Raw genomic sequence first — 21,205 nt, forward strand, 5'->3', positions numbered from 1 at the left:
TCACTCGCTGTATTTTTTGATGTAAGACCAGAGTGTCTCGGGCAGGCGGGGCGGAACGTGCTGCCAGAATTGGCGCATTCTCGGGAGTGCGGTGTAGGCCTCTTGCCAGGCTTCCAGGCGATCTTCAGCGCCTGAGACAGGGGCTTGGATCAGCGCGATGAAGCTGGCAAAGCTGCAGGGGGTGGGTAACGCTTCGCTGCGTTCGATCCGGTGCACCTGTTCCTGCAACGTGATTTCTGTGCCTTGTTCATTGGTGAACACGTACGGGGTCAGCGAGTCGACTCGATCACAGCGGCTGCTGCAGATTTTTTTGCGGTCTTTGAGCTCACCGAAGCCGCGCTCGTACAGGGTGATGGTGGAGCCGCTCACCCTCATGCAAGCCTCCTCGAACGCATTGAGAATGACCTCGGCGTTCTCGATGCTCGTCTCGATGGTGGCGATATCGACAAAACGCTCGAGGGTCCCGGCTTCCAGCGCGTTGAAGGCGCGCCTGATGGTTGAAAGGTGCACGAAATCCTTCTTGCAGCCAATCAGGTGAACGTCGAACTGGTAGGCGGCCAGTGCCTGGCCCGAGATCACCGTGGCGAAGGCTTTGGTGTCCAGCGCGGTTTCCATCACGATGTTGAACGTGTTGCTGTGGGCATAAGCAAAGATGCGGCTGCACAGCTCCCAGATGAAGGTTTCAGTGTGCTTGTAGCGGCGGGTCACGTCCTGATCGGCGAACTCGGCATAGCGCGGGTGCAGCTCGCGAAAATACTCCTGATAAAGATGCACGTAGTTGCCGTATCCGGGAATCTTGAGCAGCGTGTTGTTCAGCATGTAGGTCTTGCCGGACCCTTGTACGCCGGCGACCACCAGAATTTTCGGGGCGGGCTGCCCATCGTCTGCAATGTCCTTCGGTACATCGAAGATGGTGTTCACAACTGCCTCAAATACGGCATCCAGTTCTTTTGGTGTGTAGGCGTAGTGAGTGTCGGTCATGGCAGGTCTTCCTTGAGTTGAGTCGGATTGACTGTTGAAAGTCCCAAGGACGTAATCGGAGTGCCCGCCGATGGGCAACGGAATAAACGCGCTGTGTATTGCAGAATGTTTATCGCGCCCATAAAAAACCCGGCGCCATGGCCGGGTTTCAAGCAGATCTGTGCATCAATCTTGTTTTTCGGGCTGCACCCAGTACTTCTCGTATTCCTGACAGGCAGCCTGAACCATTTCTTCAGTGATCAGGATTTCCTGCCCGTTTCTGTCGAGAATCGCGCCGCCCAGTTGCAGCTCAGGTTGCGGGCGGAACACGGGTTCTTGATTGCTGCTGCTTTGCAAGCTCATGGGCTGTCTCCTCATCAGGGGGTTGCGCGTTCATAGTAGCCACGCCCGCGTGACTGCGCCGTGACACCTGCTGCGGCCGATCTGCGTCGCGGTCGCGAGTCGTCGGGGAAGGCGGTGTGCAAGGCCCATGCACGCAGGGCGTGAGAACAATCCATGACTGACGACGGCGCGCAGAGTTCAGCGAAAGCTGACGAGCGTGCGCGGGGAGGGAGGTGTACGCTCTGCGACTGATTCGTCTTGCGAGTGTTCTCCATGGCTTCAGTTTTTTCCGGGCGTCAGCGGCATGCCATTCGTCTTGCCTTGCGCATGATCGCCCCGTACCGCAAGCAAGCCCTCGGCGCGTTGCTCGCGCTGGTGGTCACCGCCGGCATCACGCTGTCGATGGGGCAAGGCATCCGGCTGATGGTCGATCAGGGGTTCATGACCCGTTCGCCGACGCTGCTCAATGAAACCATCGGCCTGTTCATGGGGCTGGTGGTCGCCCTCGCTATCGGCACCTTCGCGCGGTTTTATCTGGTCTCCTGGATCGGCGAACGGGTGCTCGCCGATCTGCGCAAGCAGGTGTTCGACCATCTGGTCAGCCTCCACCCGGGCTTCTATGAGAACAACCGCAGCTCGGAAATCCAGTCGCGCCTGACCGCCGACACCACGCTGCTGCAATCGGTGATCGGCTCGTCGCTGTCGATGTTCCTGCGCAACGCGCTGATGGTCATTGGCGGAATCATCCTGCTGTTCTTCACCAACCCCAAGCTCACCAGCATCGTCGTCGTGGCATTGCCGCTGGTGATCGCGCCGATTCTGATTTTCGGGCGGCGTGTGCGCAGCCTGTCGCGGGAGAGCCAGGACCGCGTGGCGGATGTCGGCAGCTACGTGTCCGAGGCCCTTGGGCAGATCAAAACCGTCCAGGCCTATAACCATCAGGAGCAGGATCGACAGCGTTTCGCGCAGACCGCCGAAGGCGCCTTCGAGACGGCACGCAAGCGTATTCTGCAGCGCTCGTGGCTGATTACTCTGGTGATCGTGCTGGTGCTGGGCGCGGTGGGTGTGATGCTCTGGGTCGGCGGGATGGACGTGATTGCCGGCCGCATCTCCGGGGGCGAGCTGGCAGCGTTCGTGTTCTACAGCCTGATCGTCGGCAGCGCGTTCGGCACCGTCAGCGAGGTGATCGGGGAAATGCAACGGGCGGCGGGCGCGGCAGAGCGGATCAGCGAGTTGCTGCAGGCGCGCAGTGAAATCACCGCGCCCGCCAGTGATCTGCTCACGCTGCCCGAGCGCATCAGCGGTCGCCTGGCGCTGGAAAACCTCAGTTTCGCCTACCCCTCGCGCCCGGAACGCAATGCCGTAGACGGCTTGAGCCTGAGCGTCGAAGCGGGGGAAACCCTGGCGCTGGTCGGGCCTTCGGGCGCGGGCAAGTCGACCTTGTTCGACCTGCTGTTGCGCTTCTATGACCCGCAACAGGGCCGCGTGTTGATTGAAGGCATCCCCGCCGAGCGCCTTGATCCCCTGGACCTGCGCCGGTGCTTCGCCTGGGTGTCGCAGACGCCTGCGCTGTTTTTCGGCTCGGTGGAGGACAACATTCGCTACGGCAACCCGGCGGCGAGTGTCGAGCAGGTGGAGGCCGCGGCGCGGATTGCCCATGCCCATGAGTTCATTCAACTGCTGCCCCAGGGTTATCAGACGCATCTGGGTGACGGCGGCATGGGCTTGTCGGGCGGGCAGCGTCAGCGGTTGGCGATCGCCCGGGCTTTGCTGGCCGATGCGCCGATTCTGTTGCTCGACGAGGCCACCAGCGCACTGGATGCCCAGAGCGAGTACCTGATTCAGCAGGCGTTGCCAACGTTGATGAAGGGCCGCACGACCCTGGTGATCGCCCACCGACTGGCGACGGTGCAGAACGCAGACCGAATTGCTGTCATGGATCAGGGGAGATTGGTCGCGGTGGGAACCCACCGCGAGCTGATTGCCAGCAACCCGCTGTACGCGCGGCTGGCAGCCTTGCAGTTCAATGCCGGGGTGGAGCAGGCCGGCTGAGCGCCGGCCTGAATCTGCGTATCAGTCTTTGCGGTATTCGCAGAGGTAGGCGGTTTCTTCGGTGGCTTCGACGTCGAATTTGACGTTCGCCGGGATCTTGAAATCCGTGCCGGCTTTGAAGGTTTCCCAATCATTGGCGCCCGGCAGCAGCACTTTCAGCTCGCCTGAGATCACGTGCATGATTTCCCGGTCGCCGGTGCCGAAGTTGTATTTTCCGGGAGCCATGACGCCGATGGTCGCGTCGCCTGCTGCTTGCTTGAAGGCGATGGATTTGACGGTACCGTCGAAATACTCGTTGACCTTGAACATGGCTGAATTCCTTGGGAAGGGCTGGAAAGGGCCGGACAGTATGCCGAACGTATAAAAGGCCGTCATCCGCTTTGATAAATGCGTCACGCCCTAGCCGGGAATCACCAGCGGTAACAACCGTGCGGTATTGCGCGCGTCTGACAACGCCCGGTGCTGCTGGCCGTTGAAATGCATTCCCGCCAGTTGCAGCGCGGTGTTCAGGCCGCAGGGCTTTTGCAGGTGACGGGCTTTGGCGAAGCGTTGTTTCAGGTTGATGTGGGGCAGGGTGGCGAGTTCGCTGGCGAGCCGGTGCTGATGCCAATCCTGTTGCAGTTGCTGGCGGTCGTAATCGCCCCAACTGGTCCAGGCCACCAGTCGCTCGCGGTGTTGGGCGATCCAGCGTTCGAACTGTGGCCATACGGCGGGCAGCGTCAAGGCGCTGTCGATGACGCTCTGCCGAATGTGCGTCAGCTCGCGGCAGAAGGGCGTGAGCAACGGCCGGCGCATGGGCCGCACGTAACGTTCGAAATGGTCGATTTCGCGCCCGTCCTGATTGACCAGCGACGCACCGATTTCGATGATTTCCATTTCCGCCACCGGCCACCCGCCCTCTTCGGTGGTGGCCTCCAGGTCTATCACCAGCCAGTAGGGCATTTCGAACTCCTGTCTCATAACCTGCGGCAGCGCCCTGGAGCGTAGCCACATCACGGCCCTTACGTCCAACTGCCGGCGCAGATGATCCATGATTGGGACTCGCGGCGGGCAGGAAGGTTTGCCGGGCCAGCGTCTTTTGTAGCGCCTGACTTGCATATGGCCGGGACAGCGCTTGCCTGGCCCCCATCCCTCGGCATAAATTGCAGGCGCATTGGTCCTCACATAAAGCGCTGCGCGGTCGATAATGCACAGGACAAGGACAGCTTCAGCCGGGATGTGGGCTAAAAGGGAAAGGGGGCAGCAAGGCGCAAGGAGGGCGAGAGTTGGAACGACAGAGGCGATTTAGCTTCCGTTTGACCGTTGTCTAATTGATCGCGAACGCATAGCTTACGTACTCCGTTTCGCCTGAGGTGCCTTTTCTTGATATCCACGCCGATGCGGATGGTTTTTAAAACCCTGCTCTTCACGACCACAACGCTGTGGGCCTGGCAGGTCGGTGCGACCCAGATCGTGCGCATTGGTGCAGCGCATTTCCCGCCGTATACGATTCGTCCCGAGCGCGGCGAAGACACCGGGCTGCTGCCGCAGATGATCAGCGCACTGAACGCGATGCAGACCGAATACCGCTTCGAAGCGGTGCCCACGTCCATCCCGCGCCGGTTTCGCGATTTCCAGCAGGCACGCTTCGATATGGCCATTTTCGAAAACCCCGACTGGGGCTGGAAAGGCATTCCCCACGAAGCGGTCGATATGGGCCTCGAAGACGCCGAAGTGTTTGTGGCCCATCGCTTGAAGGGCAGGACCCAGACCTATTTCGATGAGCTGCATGGCAAGCGCCTTGCGCTGTTCAGCGGCTATCACTATGCGTTCGCGGGGTTCGACCCCGACCCTAAATTTCTTGCCGACAACTACAACGCCACGCTGACCTATTCCCACGACAGCAACTTGCTGATGGTGCTGCGTGACCGTGCGGACATCGCCCTGGTGACGCGCTCCTACCTGAGCACGTTCATGTCGAACAACCCGCAGGACGCCGATCAGTTTCTGATCTCGGACCGGGTGGATCAGGTCTATCGCCACTACGCGTTGTTGCGTCCGGATGCGCCCATCAGCGGCGAACGCTTCAGCGAACTGCTGCGGCAGCTCCGGGAGAACGGGGAGATGTTCAAAATCTTTCAGCCGTTTCGAATCGCGGTGACACCGCAGTCCACCCGTCGCGCGGTGGCGTTGGGCGACAGGAAGGAGGGGGACTGACGAGGGCACCTATTACCGGCGGAGGAAGCGCGGCGCCAGAGGGGGGGCGCGATGCGGGAGCGCTGGCAGCGTGCTCCCGCAATGGGCTTTAACCGTATCGTTTGGCGGGCTGACTCAGCGGTCCCGCGCTTCTTTTGCGTCCATCTCGGCATTGCGCTCGTGGACACGCTTGAGCTGTTCATCAGTCAGGGGCAGTTTCTTCGCTGAGTCCTTGAGCATCAGCAGACCGCCGACGATCGAGCCGATTGCAACGACCAGAATTAACCAGGCATACCAGGGCATAACGCTCTCCTTCTTGTGATAGAGGTTGGAGCAGCGACGCTGCCCAGTGGTTCAATTGTAGAAGATGCCCGACGCCTGGCGCGTGTCGGGCAGGCATTTACTGATTGCCGGGTCCCGTCCTGCGGGATGTTCGGCTACAATGCGCGCCGATTTCGACTTGCCAGAGAACCCGCTCATGTCCGCCTGCCAGACCCCCATCATCGTCGCCCTGGATTTCCCGACCCGCGAAGCCGCGTTGAATCTGGCTGATCAGCTGGACCCCAAGCTGTGCCGGGTCAAAGTGGGCAAGGAGCTGTTCACCAGCTGTGCATCGGACATCGTCGAAACCCTTAACGGCAAGGGCTTCGACGTGTTTCTGGACCTCAAATTCCATGACATTCCCAATACCACGGCGATGGCAGTCAAGGCCGCTGCTGAGATGGGCGTATGGATGGTCAACGTGCACTGCTCAGGCGGCCTGCGCATGATGGCGGCCTGCCGTGACGTGCTGGATCAGCGCACCGGCCCCAAGCCGCTGTTGATCGGCGTTACCGTGCTGACCAGCATGGAACGCGAGGATCTGGCCGGGATCGGTCTGGACATCGAGCCCCAGGAGCAAGTGCTTCGGTTGGCGGCGCTGGCTGAAAAAGCCGGGATGGACGGTCTGGTGTGTTCCGCACTGGAGGCCCAGGCGTTGAAAGCCGCGCATCCGTCACTGCAACTGGTGACCCCGGGCATTCGTCCGGCTGGCAGTGCGCTGGATGATCAGCGCCGCATCCTGACGCCGCGTCAGGCACTGGATGCGGGGTCTGATTATCTGGTTATCGGCCGCCCGATCAGCCAGGCGGCCGATCCGGCGAAAGCATTGGCTGCGGTGGTGGCAGAGCTGGCTTAAAACCGTCGGGCATTTGTGGGAGTGACCAGGGTGGCGCTCCCACATCCTGATCACTGGTTTCGACGTTAGAAACCGCTGCGTTTCAGGATCGACTCCATGCTCTCCTTCGACGGCCGGCCGTAGAACTTCAGCAATTCCGCAGCCCGGTTGGTGAAGAACCCGTCCACCCCTTGTTCGCTGATCGCTTTGAAGTCCACCGCGTCATCCACGGTGTACGGGTGAACGATCATTCCGCGATCGTGGGCCATCTTGTTCATCCAAGGCTGCACCAGGTCACTGTAGCTCTGGTCCCCGCCGTTCTTCAGCGCTGCCGACGGCCCGGTCCCTACGGCGCCGTGGGCTTTGGCCCAGTCCATCCAGGCGGCGAACTCCTCTTTCGATTTCACCTGCTGGCTGGCGTAGAAGCTGGCCTTGTCCTTTGCGCCCGAATCCTTGAATGTCTTGCCCGAAGCCGTTTCGATCGAGCCGTCACCCAGCCACAGCAGCAGGACTTTCGGCGTGTCGGGCATACTCTTTTGCAGCAATTCCAGGCTTGGTTTTTCGAAGGTCTGCAGGACCACGCGGCCCGGCATGTGGGCGACGTTGACGTAGCCTTTCTCGGCGGCAGGGCGCTGGCTCAGCCAACCGCGCTGATCGAGTTTCTTCTTCAAATCTTCTTCGATGCCCGGAAACTGTGCCGGCACCTTGGTTTCGATGTACAGACCGGGCTTGTTCTTGCCGCCTTCGGCGATGTCGATGACTTCGTCCAGCGTCAGAATCTTCAGCCCGGCGTAGGTGGCGCGGGCGCGATCGGGGTAGGCCTTGTTGAACCAGGAGCCGGCGTCAAGGCGCTTGATTTCTTCCAGCGTGAAGGTGTTCAGCGGGTCCTTGGCCCGTTGCGGGTAGACCTCGGCGATGTTGGTGGTGCGTTCCAGCGTGTTGTCATGCAGGGCGATGAGTACGCCATCCTTGGTGCGCTGAATGTCCATCTCCAGGTAGTCCGCGCCCAGTTCGCGGGCCAGCGTGTACGAAGGCACTGTTTCTTCGGGCGCATTGAACGAAGCACCGCGATGGGCGATCACCGCCGGCCACGGCACACCGATCTTCGCCGCCAGCGCCCGACCCGGTGCGTTGCCGGTGTCAGCGGCGGCCAGGGCCACGGCAGATGACAACAACACGCCGGCAATCGCGGCGCCGCTCAACGTTCTGGATAATCCTTTCAACATAGTTCTGACGTTCCTTTTCTGCATGTCCGTTCATGGCGCAGCCGTTGCCGCACCGCGTGGCACATCGTTTTGTCGTGACGAAATCGGGTGTCGCAGGGGGCAGACCTTAAACAGCAACGGGCATGACGGGCAACCTGGGTTGTCGTTATGCGGGGGGTTGCTGTCGGTTTGAGTGGCGATTGAGCGCCACCAGTTTCCGGGTTTTTTATGACATTGAGGTGCCGACGGGCGCTAACGGTCGACTACGTCTCGGCGACTTTCTTGCGCGGTCGCCCGCCTTTTGCCCCGTTAGCCTTCGAAGCGGTAGCTTTTGCCGCACTGACGCGCCGCCCGTTCCGCGCCGCGATCAGGCTACCGGCAACGCCCATAAGCGACTCGCTGGCCGAAATCATGCCCGAGATCGACAGGTGCAAATCGCGATGCGCAAGGCAGATAGCCTTGCCGCCGAAGCCCAACTCGATCTGCCCGAGCTCGTCGACTGAGAGCTCGCGCAGCTCGCGGTAATTGGCGACAGGGAGGAGGAGGGCTGTCTGGTCAGAAAAACCGATGGCCAAAGCATTCAGCTCACTCAGAAAACGTAATGTTGTCGGCTGAATGCTCTGCGCAGTGTGTTTGCGGCCCTGATCGATGGCCTGATTAAGGACCCGCTGGGTAACGGGCTGATCATCATGTTCCCGCGCTTTGATCGTCTTCATAACTCAATCTCCAGTGGATCGACGTACCCTGCGAGGTACAGCTGCGTTTTATAGGTGTAAGGGTCATAGGTGCTTTTGACGATCTTTGATATCTGAGGCTGATCAAGGTGGTTAGAGACGACTTCTTCGGACCGTGAGCTCCATCCCATATTCTCCAGGCAAAGTGTGCTGCGGCTACGCCACCAGCAGTCCCTTGCCTTGCGCAGATTATCCCGGCGCTTGATAACGCGACGTAACTCTTCCAGTACACGGACGCATGGCTCGTTTTTTGAGGGAGTGACGTCCCAAAGCTTCACGCTGTTATGCCAGAAACTGAATAAAAACCGCGCGTCCCACCTGTTAGTGCCAACGTGAACATGAGGCGGACAGTGTTCATCTCTTGTAAAAACCGCGATCACGAAACCTTTATGACTGCACACCCTCATCTTTAACCCATCCGTTAGGTTTTAAGTTTACGCACCGACGACCTGTTTTGCGAAGATCCTGATGGCGCACAGTCGCTCAACGTGATCAACGGTCCATCTGCGGCCAACAGAGTTGAACGTGGATCCGTGCGATGAACCAGAACTCAACAGCCACAAAAGTTGACCGGGAGGTTGCAGAAGGTGGTGCATCGTTCTGGCCTACCGTTTTTTAGGCTTGGGACTCTGCCCAACCGCTCTTACTCGCGCTACTGTCAGCTCCACGAATTTCGCGCAGCGGAGGGATGATGAAAACAGTGTTGGTGCTGGTTGAGAGCGTGAACATGTATTTGCCGATTCTGGAAAGCAGCGGCTTTCGCCTGATTCTGGCGCCGACGCCGGCGATGCGCGCCGAGGCGGTGGCGAACGGGGGCGAGGAGATTGACGCCGTGTTGACCCGTGGCCCGTTGGGGTTCACCGCCGAGGAAATGGCCGCGCTGCCAAACCTCGGCATCATCTGTGTGATCGGGGCGGGCTACGAGCGCGTCGACCTCGAAGCCGCCGAAGCGCGAGGCATCGTGGTGACCAACGGGGCAGGGGTAAATGCCCCGACGGTGGCGGACCACGCGATGGCCTTGCTGCTGGCGGCGGTCCGCGACATTCCCCAGGCCGACGCGTCGGTGCGCCGCAACGAATGGCGCAAGGTCACACGGCCCTCGTTCGCCGGCAAACGCCTGGGCATTCTCGGCCTTGGCTCGGTCGGGATGGCCATCGCCAAACGCGCGCTGGGGTTTGACATGGTCATCAACTATCACAGCCGTTCGCCCCGGGCGGGCGTGGATTTCAACTATTGCGCGACGCCGCTGGCGCTGGCGGAAGCGTCTGACTTTCTGGTGGTGGCAACGCCGGGCGGCGGGTCGACGCGGCACCTGATCGACAAGGCCGCCATCGAAGCGTTGGGCGCTGACGGCTTCATCGTCAACATCGCCCGGGCCAGTGTTGTCGACACCGATGCGCTGATCGACGCGCTCAAGCAGGGCCGCCTGGCTGGGGCGGCGCTGGACGTGTTCGACGATGAACCGCAGGTTCCCGACGCCCTGAAAGCTTTGAACAACGTGGTCCTCACCCCGCATCTGGCAGGGTTGTCGCCGGAGGCATCGCGCGACACGGTGCAAAGGGTCGCCGACAACCTGCTGGCGTTTTACGCAGGCAAGCCAGTGCTGACCCCTGTTCACAGCTGACGATCGGCCCCATAACCCTCTCCAATAACAAGAGTAGTCGCGCATGTCTTCATCTTCAGGTTTGAAAGTTGCTTTGGTGACGGGCGCCGGGAGCGGCATTGGCCGTGCTGTGGCGCTGCAATTACTGGCCGACGGTTTTGCTGTCGTGCTGGCCGGTCGTCGGTCTGAACCGTTGCAGGCGCTGGTTGAACAGGCCGAGGCTGCCGGTCAGCAGGCGCTGGCGGTGCCGACGGACGTGCGCGATCCGGCCAGTGTCGAGGCGCTGTTCGCCACCATTGAACGCACTTTCGGCCGGCTGGACGTTTCGTTCAATAACGCCGGCATCGGCGCACCTGCTGTACCGATGGATGAGCTGTCGGTCGAGCAGTGGAAGAACGTCATCGACACCAACGTCACCGGGATGTTTTTGTGCGTGCGTGCAGCGTTCGGGCTGATGCGGCGCCAAGTGCCCCAAGGCGGCCGGATCATCAACAATGGCTCGATTTCCGCGCACACGCCACGTCTCTTCAGCTCGCCTTATACGTCCAGCAAACACGCCGTGCTGGGCCTGACCAAAAGCACCGCGCTGGACGGCCGGCAATTCAATATCGCCTGCGGTCAGATCGACATCGGCAACGCCCTGACTGAAATGACCGACCGCATGACCAAAGGCGTGTTGCAGCCCGACGGTGAGCTGCAAGTCGAGCCGACCATGAATGTGCAGCACGTGGCCGAAGCAGTGAGCTACATGGCCGGGCTGCCACTGTCGGCCAACGTGCTGAACATGACTGTCATGGCCAGCAGCATGCCGTTTGTGGGACGTGGCTGATTGACCGGGGCGGCTCGTTCCGTTGAGTTGCGTTGTTTTGTCCAAAAGCTGGCGGGATCCGTCCAACCCGGCTGAAGGATCAATCGCCACACTCAACCCATGCCGCGCCACCTTCAATCGAGGACACTGCCATGACCGAGTTCGTTATCGCCCCCGTTGCCACACCGTCCCTGGCCGTCGCCGGGACGTCCGGCCGCTTTCCGATTCGTCGGGTTTTCTGCGTCGGCCGCAATTATTCCGACCACGCCCGGGAAATGGGCCACGACCCCGACCGCGAGCCGCCGTTCTTCTTCATGAAGCCCGCCGATGCCGTGGTGCCCGCCGAAGGCCGGATTGCTTACCCGCCGCTCACCGAGGACCTGCATCACGAGATCGAGCTGGTCGTGGCGATCGGCAAGGACGGCGTGAACATCGACCCGCAGGATGCCTTGGGCCACGTCTGGGGCTACGGCGTCGGTCTGGACCTGACGCGCCGCGACTTGCAGGCGCAGGCCAAGAAAATGGGCCGGCCGTGGGAGTGGGCCAAAGCCTTCGACGCCTCTGCGCCTGCCACACCGTTGCGTCCGGTCAGCGAGATCGGCCACCCGGAAGCCGGGGCGATCTGGCTCGACATCAATGGCGAGCGCCGTCAGCGCGGCGATCTGTCTGACCAGATCTGGGCTGTGCGGGACGTGATTGCGCACCTGTCGCAGTCGGTGGGGATCAAGGCGGGCGACCTGATCTACACCGGCACGCCGGCCGGTGTAGGTGCGTTGCAGCGTGGCGATGTGCTCACCGCCGGGATCGAAGGCATTGCCGAACTCAGTGTGACAATTGGCTGATCCGATGTGGATGCCCGCCTGATAATCGATTGGTCCGGCTGCTGCCGTTGCCCTACCATGGGGCAGTCCGAACCAGCGATTTCAGGTGTTTCAGCGATGGCCCATCCGTCCCGCATCCAGACCTATGGCATGCAGCAGCGCAGCGACCGCATGGATTTCTACATCCGTGACAAGTCCGCCCGACCCGCGCTGACAGCGCCCCATCGCCATGAATATTTCCAGATCCAGATCAACCTCGGCGGCGACACCGTGCAGTACATCGGTGGCGCGGTCAGGCCATTTCCGCCCAACACCCTGGCGTTCATCCTGCCCCATCGACTGCACGTGATTCCGCACCCCGAAGACGGCAATTTTGTGCTGATCAATTTCTCTCAGGAATTTCTCCTGCAGCATCTGCAGTGCGATCCGATGGACCTTGAAGATGTGCCTGTGGCCGAGGCACCCGAGCTGGCGCCGTTCCGGTTTCAGGAGCATGTGGATTTCACACTCGACGACGCTGACTTCGCTGAGGTAACCGCGCTGTTGATGCGGATGCGCGACATGGATCGCGCCAGGCCATTGGGTTCAGGCGCGATCCTGCGGGGGTGTCTGCTGCAGTTGATCGGCACGGTGTGCAATCGCTACGAAGCGCAGTTGCTGGCGCTGTCGGCGAACAAGGCCGAGCGGCGGGGACGGCGCGATGCGATGGGCCGGGTGATCGACTACATTCGCGCGCACATCGCCGATCCGGCCATGACCCTCACCGATGCCGCGGCGGCGGCCTTTTTGTCGCCCAATTACCTGACCCACCTGCTGCGCAAGGAAACCGGCAGCAGCTTTTCCGAACTGGTCCTGGAGCGGCGCATGCGGCTGGCGCGCACGCATTTGATGAACAGCAGCAAACCCTTGAGCCACATCGCCGAGATCTGCGGGTTCACCGACGAAGCCTATTTCTCGCGGCGTTTTCGCAAAGCCCACGGCATGCCGCCGGGGCAGTTTCGCCGGGAGCGGCGGGGTGGTTGAAGAGGGTTTGGAACGGTTTTAAAGGGGACTGATTTATTTACAGCGCTTCACCGTAAATTAATCTGTCCCCGTTCGAGCGAGAAAGTGATGGCGCCGGGACTGGCCTCTTCCCGGCTAAAGCCGGTCCCACTGAAAGCATCTTGCCCGCTCAATCTCAATGTGCTGACTTCTTTCCTGCCTGAACCCAGGCCACCTGAACACCGCCTACTTAGTGGGACCGGCTTTAGCCGGGAAGGCGTCGACACAGCTGGCATCAATCTGGCGCCGTCTAACCTACAGCTCAATCGCCTTGGTCAGCTCGCTGAACAGCGCCGACACCGAGCGCAGCGCCCGGCAATCCGGCCGGGTCAGCAGCCACAGCCCGGTGTCATGCCCTGCGAGCGCTTCAGTAATGGGCTGAACCTCGCTGTCCCGAACCATGAAATCCGGCAGCGCTGCCACACCCATGCCTGCGCGCACCAGTTGCGCCACTGCCACCATGGAGCTGCAGCGATAAGCGAGGTTCACGCCGGGCAGATGCTGCCGCCGCCACATCACGGTCGGGTGATCGGGGAGGAAATCGTCGGGGGCGATCCAGGCCATGTCGTCGAGGGCCCGATCACCGCAGCGTTGCGCGTAGGCCTCGCTCGAACAGACCCGATACACAACCGTGCCCAGGCGAGTCCCGACCAAGTGCTCAGGCGGTGTGTTGGTCAGACGCAGCGCGATGTCGGCGTCGCGGCGGCTCAGGTTGGCAAAGGTGCTGGAGGTGTTCAGTTCCAGGCGCAGGCCCGGGTAGTCCGGCATGAAGCGGCTCAGGGCGGGGAGCAACAGGCTTTGCAGAACAGCTTCGGTACAGGTCAGGCGCACGGTGCCGCTGACGACTTGCCGGCCCTGCTCAAGGCTCAATTGCGCGAGGGCCAGCGCGTTCTCGGCACTTTCGGCCTGCTGGGCAAGCGCCAGTGCTGCGCTGGTCGGCACATAGCCGGCGCGGCTCTTGTCGAAGAGCGCCGTGCCCACCGCCTTTTCCATCCGACGCACCGCGCGAAACACCGTCGAGACATCGACCCTCAGCAGTTCAGCGGCCTTGGCCAGCGTCCGCCCACGCACCAGCGCGAGGATGAGGGTGAGGTCGGCATGATTGATTCGATAGTGCGCAGCTGCATTGATCACTTGCCTGGACGCCAATTCTGATTGCAGAACGACAAGCTTATAGTCGCCCCCGGACCTCATGCAAAGCGTTTTGATATCAGGGAGCACACATGACTCAGCGGCAGAAAATCCGAATCGCGTTGGTGGGAGACTACGACCCGAGCGTGCCAGCGCATCAGGCGATACCCGTGGCGCTGGACAGGGTGGCGAACGAAACGGGGCTCGACGTCCAGGCAACGTGGGTCCCGACGACGGACATCGGGGATGGCGCGAGCCTGCAGGCGTTCGCGGGCATCTGGTGCGTGCCGGCCAGCCCCTACCTCGACATGGACGGCGCGCTGACGGCTATTCGCTTCGCCCGGGAGCGGCAGGTGCCCTTCCTCGGGACGTGCGGCGGCTTTCAGCATGCGTTGCTGGAGTACGCGCGCAATTATCTGGGCTGGGCCGATGCCGAGCACGCCGAAACCGCGCCGGAATCGGAGAACGCCATCATCACGCCCTTGAGTTGCTCGCTGGTCGAGGCCTTCGCACCGATTCGTCTGCGGGCCGGGTCGCGGATTGCTGCTGCGTACAACTCGCTCGAAACCCGGGAGCGCTACCGCTGCCGTTATGGTTTGCGCAAGGAACTGGAGGCCGACGTGTTTGCCGGCCCGCTGAAAGTGTCGGGTTACGACAAAAACGACGAGGTCCGGGCTGTGGAACTCGATGGTCATCCGTTTTTCGTCGCCACGTTGTTTCAACCGGAACGCGCCGCGCTGGAGGGCAGCACCCCGCCGCTGGTGAAGGCTTTTGTGCTGGCCTGCGCGGCGGAGTTGATTTGACATGATGATGGCCAACACGTTTGGTGTGCCGTATTACGCGGTGATCTTCACTTCGATCCGCACTGAGCTCGAAGCACAGGAATATGACGACGCGGCCCGGCGGATGCTTGAGCTCGTTCGTCAGCAGCGGGGTTTCCTTGGCGTGGAGTCGGCACGCGGCGACGATGGGCTGGGGATCACCGTGTCTTACTGGGCGGATGAAGCCGCGATCCTGGCCTGGAAAGAACATCCGGAACATCGAGCAATCCGTGAGCGCGGCCGGTCGACCTGGTATCGGCAATGTACGACGCGGGTTTCCAGGGTGGAGCGGGAGTACAGCTTTGGCAGTTGAAGTACCGTAGCCGGGGACAGATTGATTTACGGTGAAGCGCTGTAAATAAATCAGTCCCCTTTGTGAGTCCCCTTTGTGAGTCAACCCCAATTTCACTGACTGCCCACACTGCTTTTGTAGGACCGGCTTCAGCCGGGAAGGGGCCTTCACATGCACCCTCGATTTTGCGGTGTGGCGAATGACGTCTTCCCGGCTAGAGCCGGTCCTAATTATCTAATCAAGGCATGACCGGCGGGATGTACGCCAGCGTCGTACCCAGCACCCACAACAGAAACAGCACCAGCGGCGTATGCACCAGCAACTGCACGAACGAGAAGCCGATCAAATCCCGCGCCTTCAGGCCGAGCACGCCCAGCAGCGGCAGCATGTAGAACGGGTTGATCAGGTTCGGCAGGGCTTCGGCAGCGTTGTAGATCTGCACCGCCCAGCCGAGGTGGTATTTGAGGTCGTTGGCGACCTGCATCACGTACGGCGCTTCGATGATCCACTTGCCGCCGCCGGACGGGATGAAGAACCCGAGAATCGCCGAGTACACACCCATCAGCAGCGCATAGGTGTCGTGGGAGGCGATGCTGGTGAAGAACGTCGAGATGTGGTGCGCGACCGTTTGCGCGTCACCGCCCTTGACGGTTGTCAGCAGCGCGGCGATCGAGCCGTACAACGGAAACTGAATCAGCACGCCGGTGGTGGTCGGCACGGCGCGGGCGACGGCATCGAGGAAACTGCGCGGACGCCAGTGCAGCAGCGCGCCGACCATGATGAACAGGAAGTTGTAGGTGTTCAGGCCGGAAATCGCGGTGATGGCGGGCTTGGTGCTGAACTCGTTGTACAACCAGCCGGACGCCAGCGCGACCATCAGAATGATCAGCAGCGGGCTGTATTCCAGCCATTCGCCCGGGCGGGTGCGCGGCGGCAGCGGTGGCAGGCTGAAACTCGGGTCGATGCCGCATTCATTGGCATCGCGGGCGTTGGCCGGGCCGGGCGCCGTGGCGTAGGCGACGATGATCGAGACCACCACCAGGGCCAGCAGCATTACCCCGGACTGCCAGAGAAAGATCGTCTGGGTGAATGGAATCACCCCGGTGATCGCCAGGATCGACGGCGGCAGGCTGGCCGGGTTGGCTTGCAGCTGCGCGGCGGACGACGACAAGCCCAGGGCCCACACCGCGCCCAGACCCAGATAAGCCGCAGCACCGGCGGCGCGGTAGTCCATTTTCAGATCGGTACGACGGGCGAGGGCCCGCACCAGCAAGCCGCCGAACACCAGCGACAACCCCCAGTTGAGCAAGGAGGCCACCATGCTGATCAGCGCGACCCAGGCCACGGCCGAGCGGCCGTTTTTCGGGAGGCGCGCCAGGCGGTCGATCAGTTTGACCGCCGGCGGCGAACTGGCGACGACGTAACCGCCGATGACCACGAAGGCCATTTGCATGGTGAACGGGATCAGGCTCCAGAAACCGTCACCGAAGGCTTTGGCGGTGTCGGCGGGTTTGGCGCCGATGACCAGCGTGGCGAGGGTGACGATGACCACGGCCAGGGCGGCGAACACCCACGAGTCCGGGAACCAGCGTTCCGCCCATTTGGCGCAACGCAGGGCAAAGCGGGCGGAGCGGCTTTCTTCGATATCGGCGGCCACGTGTGTTACCTCTTTTTAGTTATTGTTCAGGTTTTTTTTTGGACGGCAGTTTCAAGTGTTGGCGGTGACGCGAAAAAAGCACCGGTTCAGATACAGCAAAGCCCCTTCATCGCTGAAGGGGCAGGGCGGTCTGACGAAAGGTGCGGGTGTGGCAAACGCTTAAGCTGTGGCGAAAACGTGGGGCATGACGCGGATCCTGCAGAACCGCGCCATTGCGGGGCGATCAAAACGTCATTTCAATCACGTCATCCGGCACGATCAGCTTGCCGGCGGTCTTGGCGATGATTTCATCCACGGTCACGCCCGGGGCGGTTTCGCGCAGCACGAAGGCGCCGTTTTCGATCTCAAGGTACGCAAGGTCGGTCAGCACTTTCTTTATGCAGCCGGCGCCGGTCAACGGCAGGCTGCAGCGTGACAGCAGCTTGGATTCGCCGTCCTTGGACGCGTGGGTCATGGTGACGATGATGTTCTCGGCGCCAGCCACCAGGTCCATCGCGCCGCCCATGCCCTTGACCAGCTTGCCGGGGATCATCCACGACGCAATGTTGCCCTCGACGTCCACCTCGAACGCGCCGAGCACGGTCAGGTCGACGTGGCCGCCACGGATCATCGCGAAGGACTCGGCCGACGAAAAGATCGATGCGCCCTTGCGTGCGGTCACGGTCTGTTTGCCGGCGTTGATCATGTCCGCATCGATGGTCTCTTCAGTCGGAAAGGCGCCCATGCCGAGCAGACCGTTTTCCGACTGCAGCATCACGTCGATGCCGTCCGGGACGTAGTTGGCGACCAGGGTCGGAATGCCGATGCCCAGGTTCACGTAGAAGCCGTCTTGCAGTTCGCGCGCAACGCGCTGTGCCATTTGTTCGCGGGAGAGTGCCATGGTCTTGGGTCTCTTTTATTCTGTCCGGGCTGTGGGAAGCCGGAGATACAAAGGGGGAAATCGGTGCGAGTACGGCGCTTGGGTCAGGCTTTTCTGACGGTTCGCTGCTCGATGCGCTTCTCGAACGTGCCCAGAATCACGCGATCGACATAGATGCCGGGGGTGTGAATCTCGGTGGGCAGCAGCACGCCGGGTTCGACGATCTCTTCGACTTCCACCACGGTGATCTTGCCGGCGGTGGCCACGACCGGATTGAAGTTCTGCGCGGTGTGACGGTAGACCACGTTGCCGAAGTGGTCGGCCTTCCAGCCTTTGACGATGGCGAAGTCGCCGGTGATGGCTTCTTCCAGAATCACGTTGCGGCCGTTGAACTGACGGGTTTCCTTGCCTTCCGCGATGGGCGTGCCGTAGCCGGTGGCGGTGTAGAACGCGGGAATGCCGGCGCCGCCTGCGCGCATTTTTTCGGCCAGGGTGCCTTGGGGGGTGAGCTCGACTTCCAGCTCGCCGCTGAGCAACTGGCGCTCGAACAGGGCGTTTTCACCGACGTAGGACGCGACCATTTTGCGGATCTGCCGGTCTTCCAGGAGGATGCCCAGGCCAAAGCCATCGACGCCGCAGTTGTTGGAAACCACCGTCAGGCGTTTCACGCCCATGCGTTTGATTTCTGCGATGAGGTTTTCCGGGATGCCGCACAATCCGAAGCCGCCGGACAGCACGGTCATGTTGTCGGTCAGCCCGGCGAGGGCTTCAGCGTAGGTTGCCACGCGTTTGTCGAGTCCAGTCATGGTGAGATCCCGCCTTATTTGTAGTTGTGTCCGACAATCTAAGCATCGGAGAGCGTTGGCCGCATCTTCTCTCGCACGCAGTGATTTGTTAATTTTGATTTATTCATCGATTGATAAGTAATCCAAATATATGAACGTGAAACAGCTTCGTGCGTTTCTGGCGGTGGCGCAGTGCCTGAGTTTCGCTCAGGCCGGCGAGCGGCTGCATGTGTCGCAACCGGCCTTAAGCCTGACCATCAAGGCGCTGGAGGAAGACCTGGGCGGGCAGTTGCTGACCCGCACCACGCGCCATGTCAGCCTGACCCCGGAGGGCGAGGCCTTGCTGCCGCTGGCCCGGCAGTTGCTCGCCGACTGGGACAACACCGAAGAACTCCTGCGTCAGCGTTTCACCCTGCAAATGGGCAAGGTGTCGGTGGCCGCCATGCCGTCCTACGCGGGCAATCTGCTGCCCATCGCGCTGAAGGTGTTTCGCGAGCGCTACCCACGGGTGAACGTGGCGGTGCACGACGTGATCAACGAGCAGGTGGTGGAAATGGTCGGGCATCGCCGCGTGGAACTGGGCATCGGCTTCGAGCCCGAGGCGGGCACTAACCTGATCTTCACGCCGTTCTACATGGATCGGTTTGTCGCCGTGGTGCCGAAGGATTCGCCATTGGCCGCGCGCCGCGAAGTGAGTTGGGATGAGCTGCTGCGTCACGACTTCATCACCCTGCAACGCCCGTCCGCCGTGCGCCTCCTGCTGGAGCAGGACCTGCAGAGCCAGCACGGCAAGCTGTCGGTGGCGTTCGAAAGCCATCAGCTGTCGACGGTGGGGCGCATGGTCGCCAATGGCCTGGGGGTCAGCGCGGTGCCATCGCTGTGCATCGCGCAGATGGAAGAACTCGGCGCCCGCTGCATTGCCCTGGAAGGCCCGCGCATCGAGCGTCGTATTGGTTTGATGACCCAGGCGGATCACCAACTGTCTGCAGCGGCCCAGGGGTTGCGCGAGGTGCTGATCGAATGCGCGCGGGATTCAAATGCCGCCCTCGCGAGCAAGCTCGCTCCCGCTGGGTGATACCGCATTCCACGTTGGAGACCGGCGGCGAAACGGCCAGATCCTGTAAAAATTTAACTGCGACGCAATGCCGCATCCGGTATGGTTCGGCCGGTTGAAACATATTGTTTCAAAACATCCCGAGATAAAAACCGAACGGTAAGGGGCTCCGCGTTGGATCTGTCGTCTGCTGCCTGGGTGTTTCATGACACTCGCCTGATCATCTGCTGCCTGATCGCCATTGCCACCATCATCGTGCTGATCAGCGCCACCAAGCTCCCGCCGTTTCTGTCGATTCTGGTGGGCACATTCATCGCAGGGATAGGCGCGGGGTTGCCAGCGGAGGCAGTGGCGAAGGCGTTCAGCAAGGGCGCGGGCGGGATTCTCGGTGAGGCCGGGATCATCATCGCCCTCGGTGCCATGCTTGGGGCGCTGATGGCCGAATCAGGGGCGGCGGATCGCATCGCGTCGACGTTGCTGGGGCTGGGCAAGGGCAAGACGCTGCCGTGGGTCATGGCGCTGGTGGCCATGGTCATTGGTCTGCCGCTGTTCTTTGAAGTGGGCCTGGTGATGATGGTGCCGATCATCTTCGTCATGGCGCGCCAGTCGAACCAGCCGCTGCTGAAAATCGCCATTCCGGCGCTGGCCGGCATGACCACGCTGCACGCGCTGATGCCGCCGCACCCTGGGCCGCTGATCGCCGTCGCTGCGTTGCACGCCGATCTGGGCCTGACCATGTTGCTGGGGTTTTGCGTGGCGGTGCCGGCGGTGATTCTCGCCGGTCCGCTGTACGGCAACTGGCTGTCAAAGCGCATGCACATAGAGGAGCCGGCAGAGCTGGGCGAGCTGTTCTCGGCCAAACCCACTGCCTCCCGCCAACCGAGCTTCGGTATCTCGTTGCTGATCATTCTCTTGCCAGTGATCCTGATGCTCGGCAGCACCCTGGCGAAAATCGCCATGGCGCCGGAAAGCAACACCGCCCTGACGCTGAAATTTCTCGGTGAGCCGCTGGTGGCGTTGGGCATTGCGGTGTTGGCGGCGACGGTGTGTCTGGGCTGGGCCAATGGCATCTCCCGCGAGCACGTGGGCGGCACGCTGCGTAAAAGCCTCGCGCCGATTGCCGTGCTGCTGTTGACCATCGGCGCGGGCGGCGGCTTGAAGCAAACCTTGCTGGACGCCGGCGTCAGCCAGACCATCAGCAAAGTGGCCGAAGGCGCGCACATGCCGTACCTGCTGCTGGCGTGGTTGATTGCGGTTGCGCTGCGTCAGGCGACCGGTTCGGCCACTGTGGCAACGACCACCACGGCGGGCATTCTCGCGCCGATGATGGCCGGGCTGGCGCCGGTGGAAGCGTCACTGGTGGCGCTGGTGATAGGGGCGGGCTCGGTGTTCTTCTGCCACGTCAACGACGCAGGGTTCTGGATGGTCCGCGAATACTTCGGCCTGCAACTGAAGCAGACAATCTGGGTCTGGTCGGTGCTACAGACCATTGTGTCGGTGGTGGGTCTGATCGGCACGTCGCTGCTGTGGCACTTTTTGGTCTGACCATGTCCAGAGCAAACGCTGAAGCCTTTTCGGAGTGAGCAGCCCTATGGAATGGTATTTGCCAAAAAATTGAAGGCGGTCATGCGGGCCTCTTCCCGGCTGAAGCCGGTCCTACAGTGGGTATGCGGTGTCTGTAGGACCGGCTTCAGCCGGGAAGCTTTTGA

Annotated in this window: 22 protein-coding genes; 11 read left to right on the forward strand and 11 right to left on the reverse strand. The window is 61.6% G+C overall.

The features are described from left to right. Both IFT99_RS20750 and IFT99_RS20755 read right to left on the reverse strand, forming a co-directional pair. Entirely contained in the window at positions 1–981 is a 981-nt protein-coding gene (locus IFT99_RS20750; RefSeq protein WP_192134783.1) for a zeta toxin family protein, read from the reverse strand. A 165-nt stretch (positions 982–1,146) separates the two neighbouring features. After that, the gene (locus IFT99_RS20755) at positions 1,147–1,323 is read right to left on the reverse strand and encodes a PA1571 family protein (RefSeq protein ID WP_192134785.1); all 177 of its coding nucleotides are present in this window, start codon (positions 1,321–1,323) and stop codon (positions 1,147–1,149) included. Positions 1,324–1,575: 252 nt separating this feature from the next. Here IFT99_RS20755 and IFT99_RS20760 point away from each other — a divergent pair, with 252 nt between their 5' ends. Next, on the forward strand, positions 1,576–3,354 hold the full coding sequence (locus tag IFT99_RS20760) for an ABC transporter transmembrane domain-containing protein (protein WP_192134793.1): 1,779 nt from the start codon (positions 1,576–1,578) through the stop codon (positions 3,352–3,354). 21 nt (positions 3,355–3,375) lie between these two features. Here the strand turns inward: IFT99_RS20760 and ppnP are convergent, their stop codons facing one another. After that, positions 3,376–3,663: a pyrimidine/purine nucleoside phosphorylase gene (ppnP, locus tag IFT99_RS20765; protein WP_065986230.1), complete on the reverse strand. Its 288-nt coding sequence runs from the start codon at positions 3,661–3,663 to the stop codon at positions 3,376–3,378. Between the two features lie 90 nt (positions 3,664–3,753). Next, positions 3,754–4,296 carry an exonuclease domain-containing protein gene (locus IFT99_RS20770; protein ID WP_065986231.1) on the reverse strand — a complete coding sequence of 181 codons (543 nt, stop codon included), beginning with the start codon at positions 4,294–4,296 and terminating at the stop codon, positions 3,754–3,756. A 441-nt stretch (positions 4,297–4,737) separates the two neighbouring features. Between IFT99_RS20770 and IFT99_RS20775 the strand changes: the two genes are divergently transcribed. Beyond that, entirely contained in the window at positions 4,738–5,550 is an 813-nt protein-coding gene (locus tag IFT99_RS20775) for a substrate-binding periplasmic protein (protein ID WP_244657039.1), read from the forward strand. Between the two features lie 114 nt (positions 5,551–5,664). On the opposite strand, the gene IFT99_RS20780 is transcribed toward IFT99_RS20775, so the two are convergent. Continuing rightward, entirely contained in the window at positions 5,665–5,832 is a 168-nt protein-coding gene (locus tag IFT99_RS20780) for a DUF2897 family protein (protein ID WP_065986232.1), read from the reverse strand. A gap of 175 nt (positions 5,833–6,007) precedes the next feature. Here IFT99_RS20780 and pyrF point away from each other — a divergent pair, with 175 nt between their 5' ends. After that, a complete protein-coding gene (gene pyrF, locus IFT99_RS20785; protein ID WP_192134842.1) occupies positions 6,008–6,706 on the forward strand; it encodes an orotidine-5'-phosphate decarboxylase in 699 nt (232 codons plus the stop codon). 65 nt (positions 6,707–6,771) lie between these two features. Here pyrF and IFT99_RS20790 read toward each other — a convergent pair whose 3' ends face one another. Then, positions 6,772–7,911, reverse strand: coding sequence for a glycerophosphodiester phosphodiesterase (locus IFT99_RS20790; protein ID WP_244657040.1), 1,140 nt, complete (start codon positions 7,909–7,911; stop codon positions 6,772–6,774). 242 nt (positions 7,912–8,153) lie between these two features. After that, positions 8,154–8,606, reverse strand: a complete 453-nt coding sequence (locus IFT99_RS20795; RefSeq protein ID WP_192134797.1) for a DUF2442 domain-containing protein — start codon at positions 8,604–8,606, stop codon at positions 8,154–8,156. A gap of 709 nt (positions 8,607–9,315) precedes the next feature. Here IFT99_RS20795 and IFT99_RS20800 point away from each other — a divergent pair. From IFT99_RS20800 to IFT99_RS20815, 4 genes are all read left to right on the forward strand, one after another. Further along, the gene (locus tag IFT99_RS20800; protein WP_192134799.1) at positions 9,316–10,248 is read left to right on the forward strand and encodes a 2-hydroxyacid dehydrogenase; all 933 of its coding nucleotides are present in this window, start codon (positions 9,316–9,318) and stop codon (positions 10,246–10,248) included. Positions 10,249–10,291: 43 nt separating this feature from the next. Further along, a complete protein-coding gene (locus IFT99_RS20805; protein WP_192134801.1) occupies positions 10,292–11,056 on the forward strand; it encodes an SDR family oxidoreductase in 765 nt (254 codons plus the stop codon). A 131-nt stretch (positions 11,057–11,187) separates the two neighbouring features. Continuing rightward, positions 11,188–11,877 (forward strand): fumarylacetoacetate hydrolase family protein, encoded by a 690-nt coding sequence (locus IFT99_RS20810; protein WP_192134803.1) that lies wholly within the window; start codon positions 11,188–11,190, stop codon positions 11,875–11,877. Between the two features lie 96 nt (positions 11,878–11,973). Then, entirely contained in the window at positions 11,974–12,879 is a 906-nt protein-coding gene (locus IFT99_RS20815; protein ID WP_192134805.1) for an AraC family transcriptional regulator, read from the forward strand. Positions 12,880–13,152: 273 nt separating this feature from the next. On the opposite strand, the gene IFT99_RS20820 is transcribed toward IFT99_RS20815, so the two are convergent. Next, positions 13,153–14,031, reverse strand: a complete 879-nt coding sequence (locus IFT99_RS20820; RefSeq protein ID WP_342214637.1) for a LysR family transcriptional regulator — start codon at positions 14,029–14,031, stop codon at positions 13,153–13,155. Between the two features lie 89 nt (positions 14,032–14,120). Between IFT99_RS20820 and IFT99_RS20825 the strand changes: the two genes are divergently transcribed. Beyond that, complete coding sequence (locus IFT99_RS20825; RefSeq protein WP_192134808.1) at positions 14,121–14,831, forward strand: CTP synthase C-terminal region-related (seleno)protein; 711 nt, start codon at positions 14,121–14,123, stop codon at positions 14,829–14,831. Positions 14,832–14,835: 4 nt separating this feature from the next. After that, positions 14,836–15,162, forward strand: a complete 327-nt coding sequence (locus IFT99_RS20830; protein ID WP_192134844.1) for an antibiotic biosynthesis monooxygenase family protein — start codon at positions 14,836–14,838, stop codon at positions 15,160–15,162. A 217-nt stretch (positions 15,163–15,379) separates the two neighbouring features. Here IFT99_RS20830 and IFT99_RS20835 read toward each other — a convergent pair whose 3' ends face one another. The 3 genes from IFT99_RS20835 to IFT99_RS20845 form a co-directional block, all read right to left on the reverse strand. After that, positions 15,380–16,798: a TIGR00366 family protein gene (locus tag IFT99_RS20835; RefSeq protein WP_192134809.1), complete on the reverse strand. Its 1,419-nt coding sequence runs from the start codon at positions 16,796–16,798 to the stop codon at positions 15,380–15,382. 223 nt (positions 16,799–17,021) lie between these two features. Continuing rightward, positions 17,022–17,678, reverse strand: a complete 657-nt coding sequence (locus IFT99_RS20840; protein ID WP_065986242.1) for a CoA transferase subunit B — start codon at positions 17,676–17,678, stop codon at positions 17,022–17,024. An 83-nt stretch (positions 17,679–17,761) separates the two neighbouring features. Beyond that, positions 17,762–18,463, reverse strand: a complete 702-nt coding sequence (locus tag IFT99_RS20845) for a CoA transferase subunit A (RefSeq protein WP_192134810.1) — start codon at positions 18,461–18,463, stop codon at positions 17,762–17,764. A gap of 130 nt (positions 18,464–18,593) precedes the next feature. Between IFT99_RS20845 and IFT99_RS20850 the strand changes: the two genes are divergently transcribed. Beyond that, positions 18,594–19,517, forward strand: a complete 924-nt coding sequence (locus IFT99_RS20850) for a LysR family transcriptional regulator (RefSeq protein ID WP_065986243.1) — start codon at positions 18,594–18,596, stop codon at positions 19,515–19,517. Positions 19,518–19,670: 153 nt separating this feature from the next. After that, positions 19,671–21,041, forward strand: coding sequence for a GntT/GntP/DsdX family permease (locus tag IFT99_RS20855; RefSeq protein WP_192134811.1), 1,371 nt, complete (start codon positions 19,671–19,673; stop codon positions 21,039–21,041). The last annotated feature ends 164 nt before the right edge of the window (positions 21,042–21,205 follow it).

The organism is Pseudomonas sp. CFBP 8772 (assembly GCF_014841665.1).
Taxonomy (GTDB): domain Bacteria; phylum Pseudomonadota; class Gammaproteobacteria; order Pseudomonadales; family Pseudomonadaceae; genus Aquipseudomonas; species Aquipseudomonas graminis_B.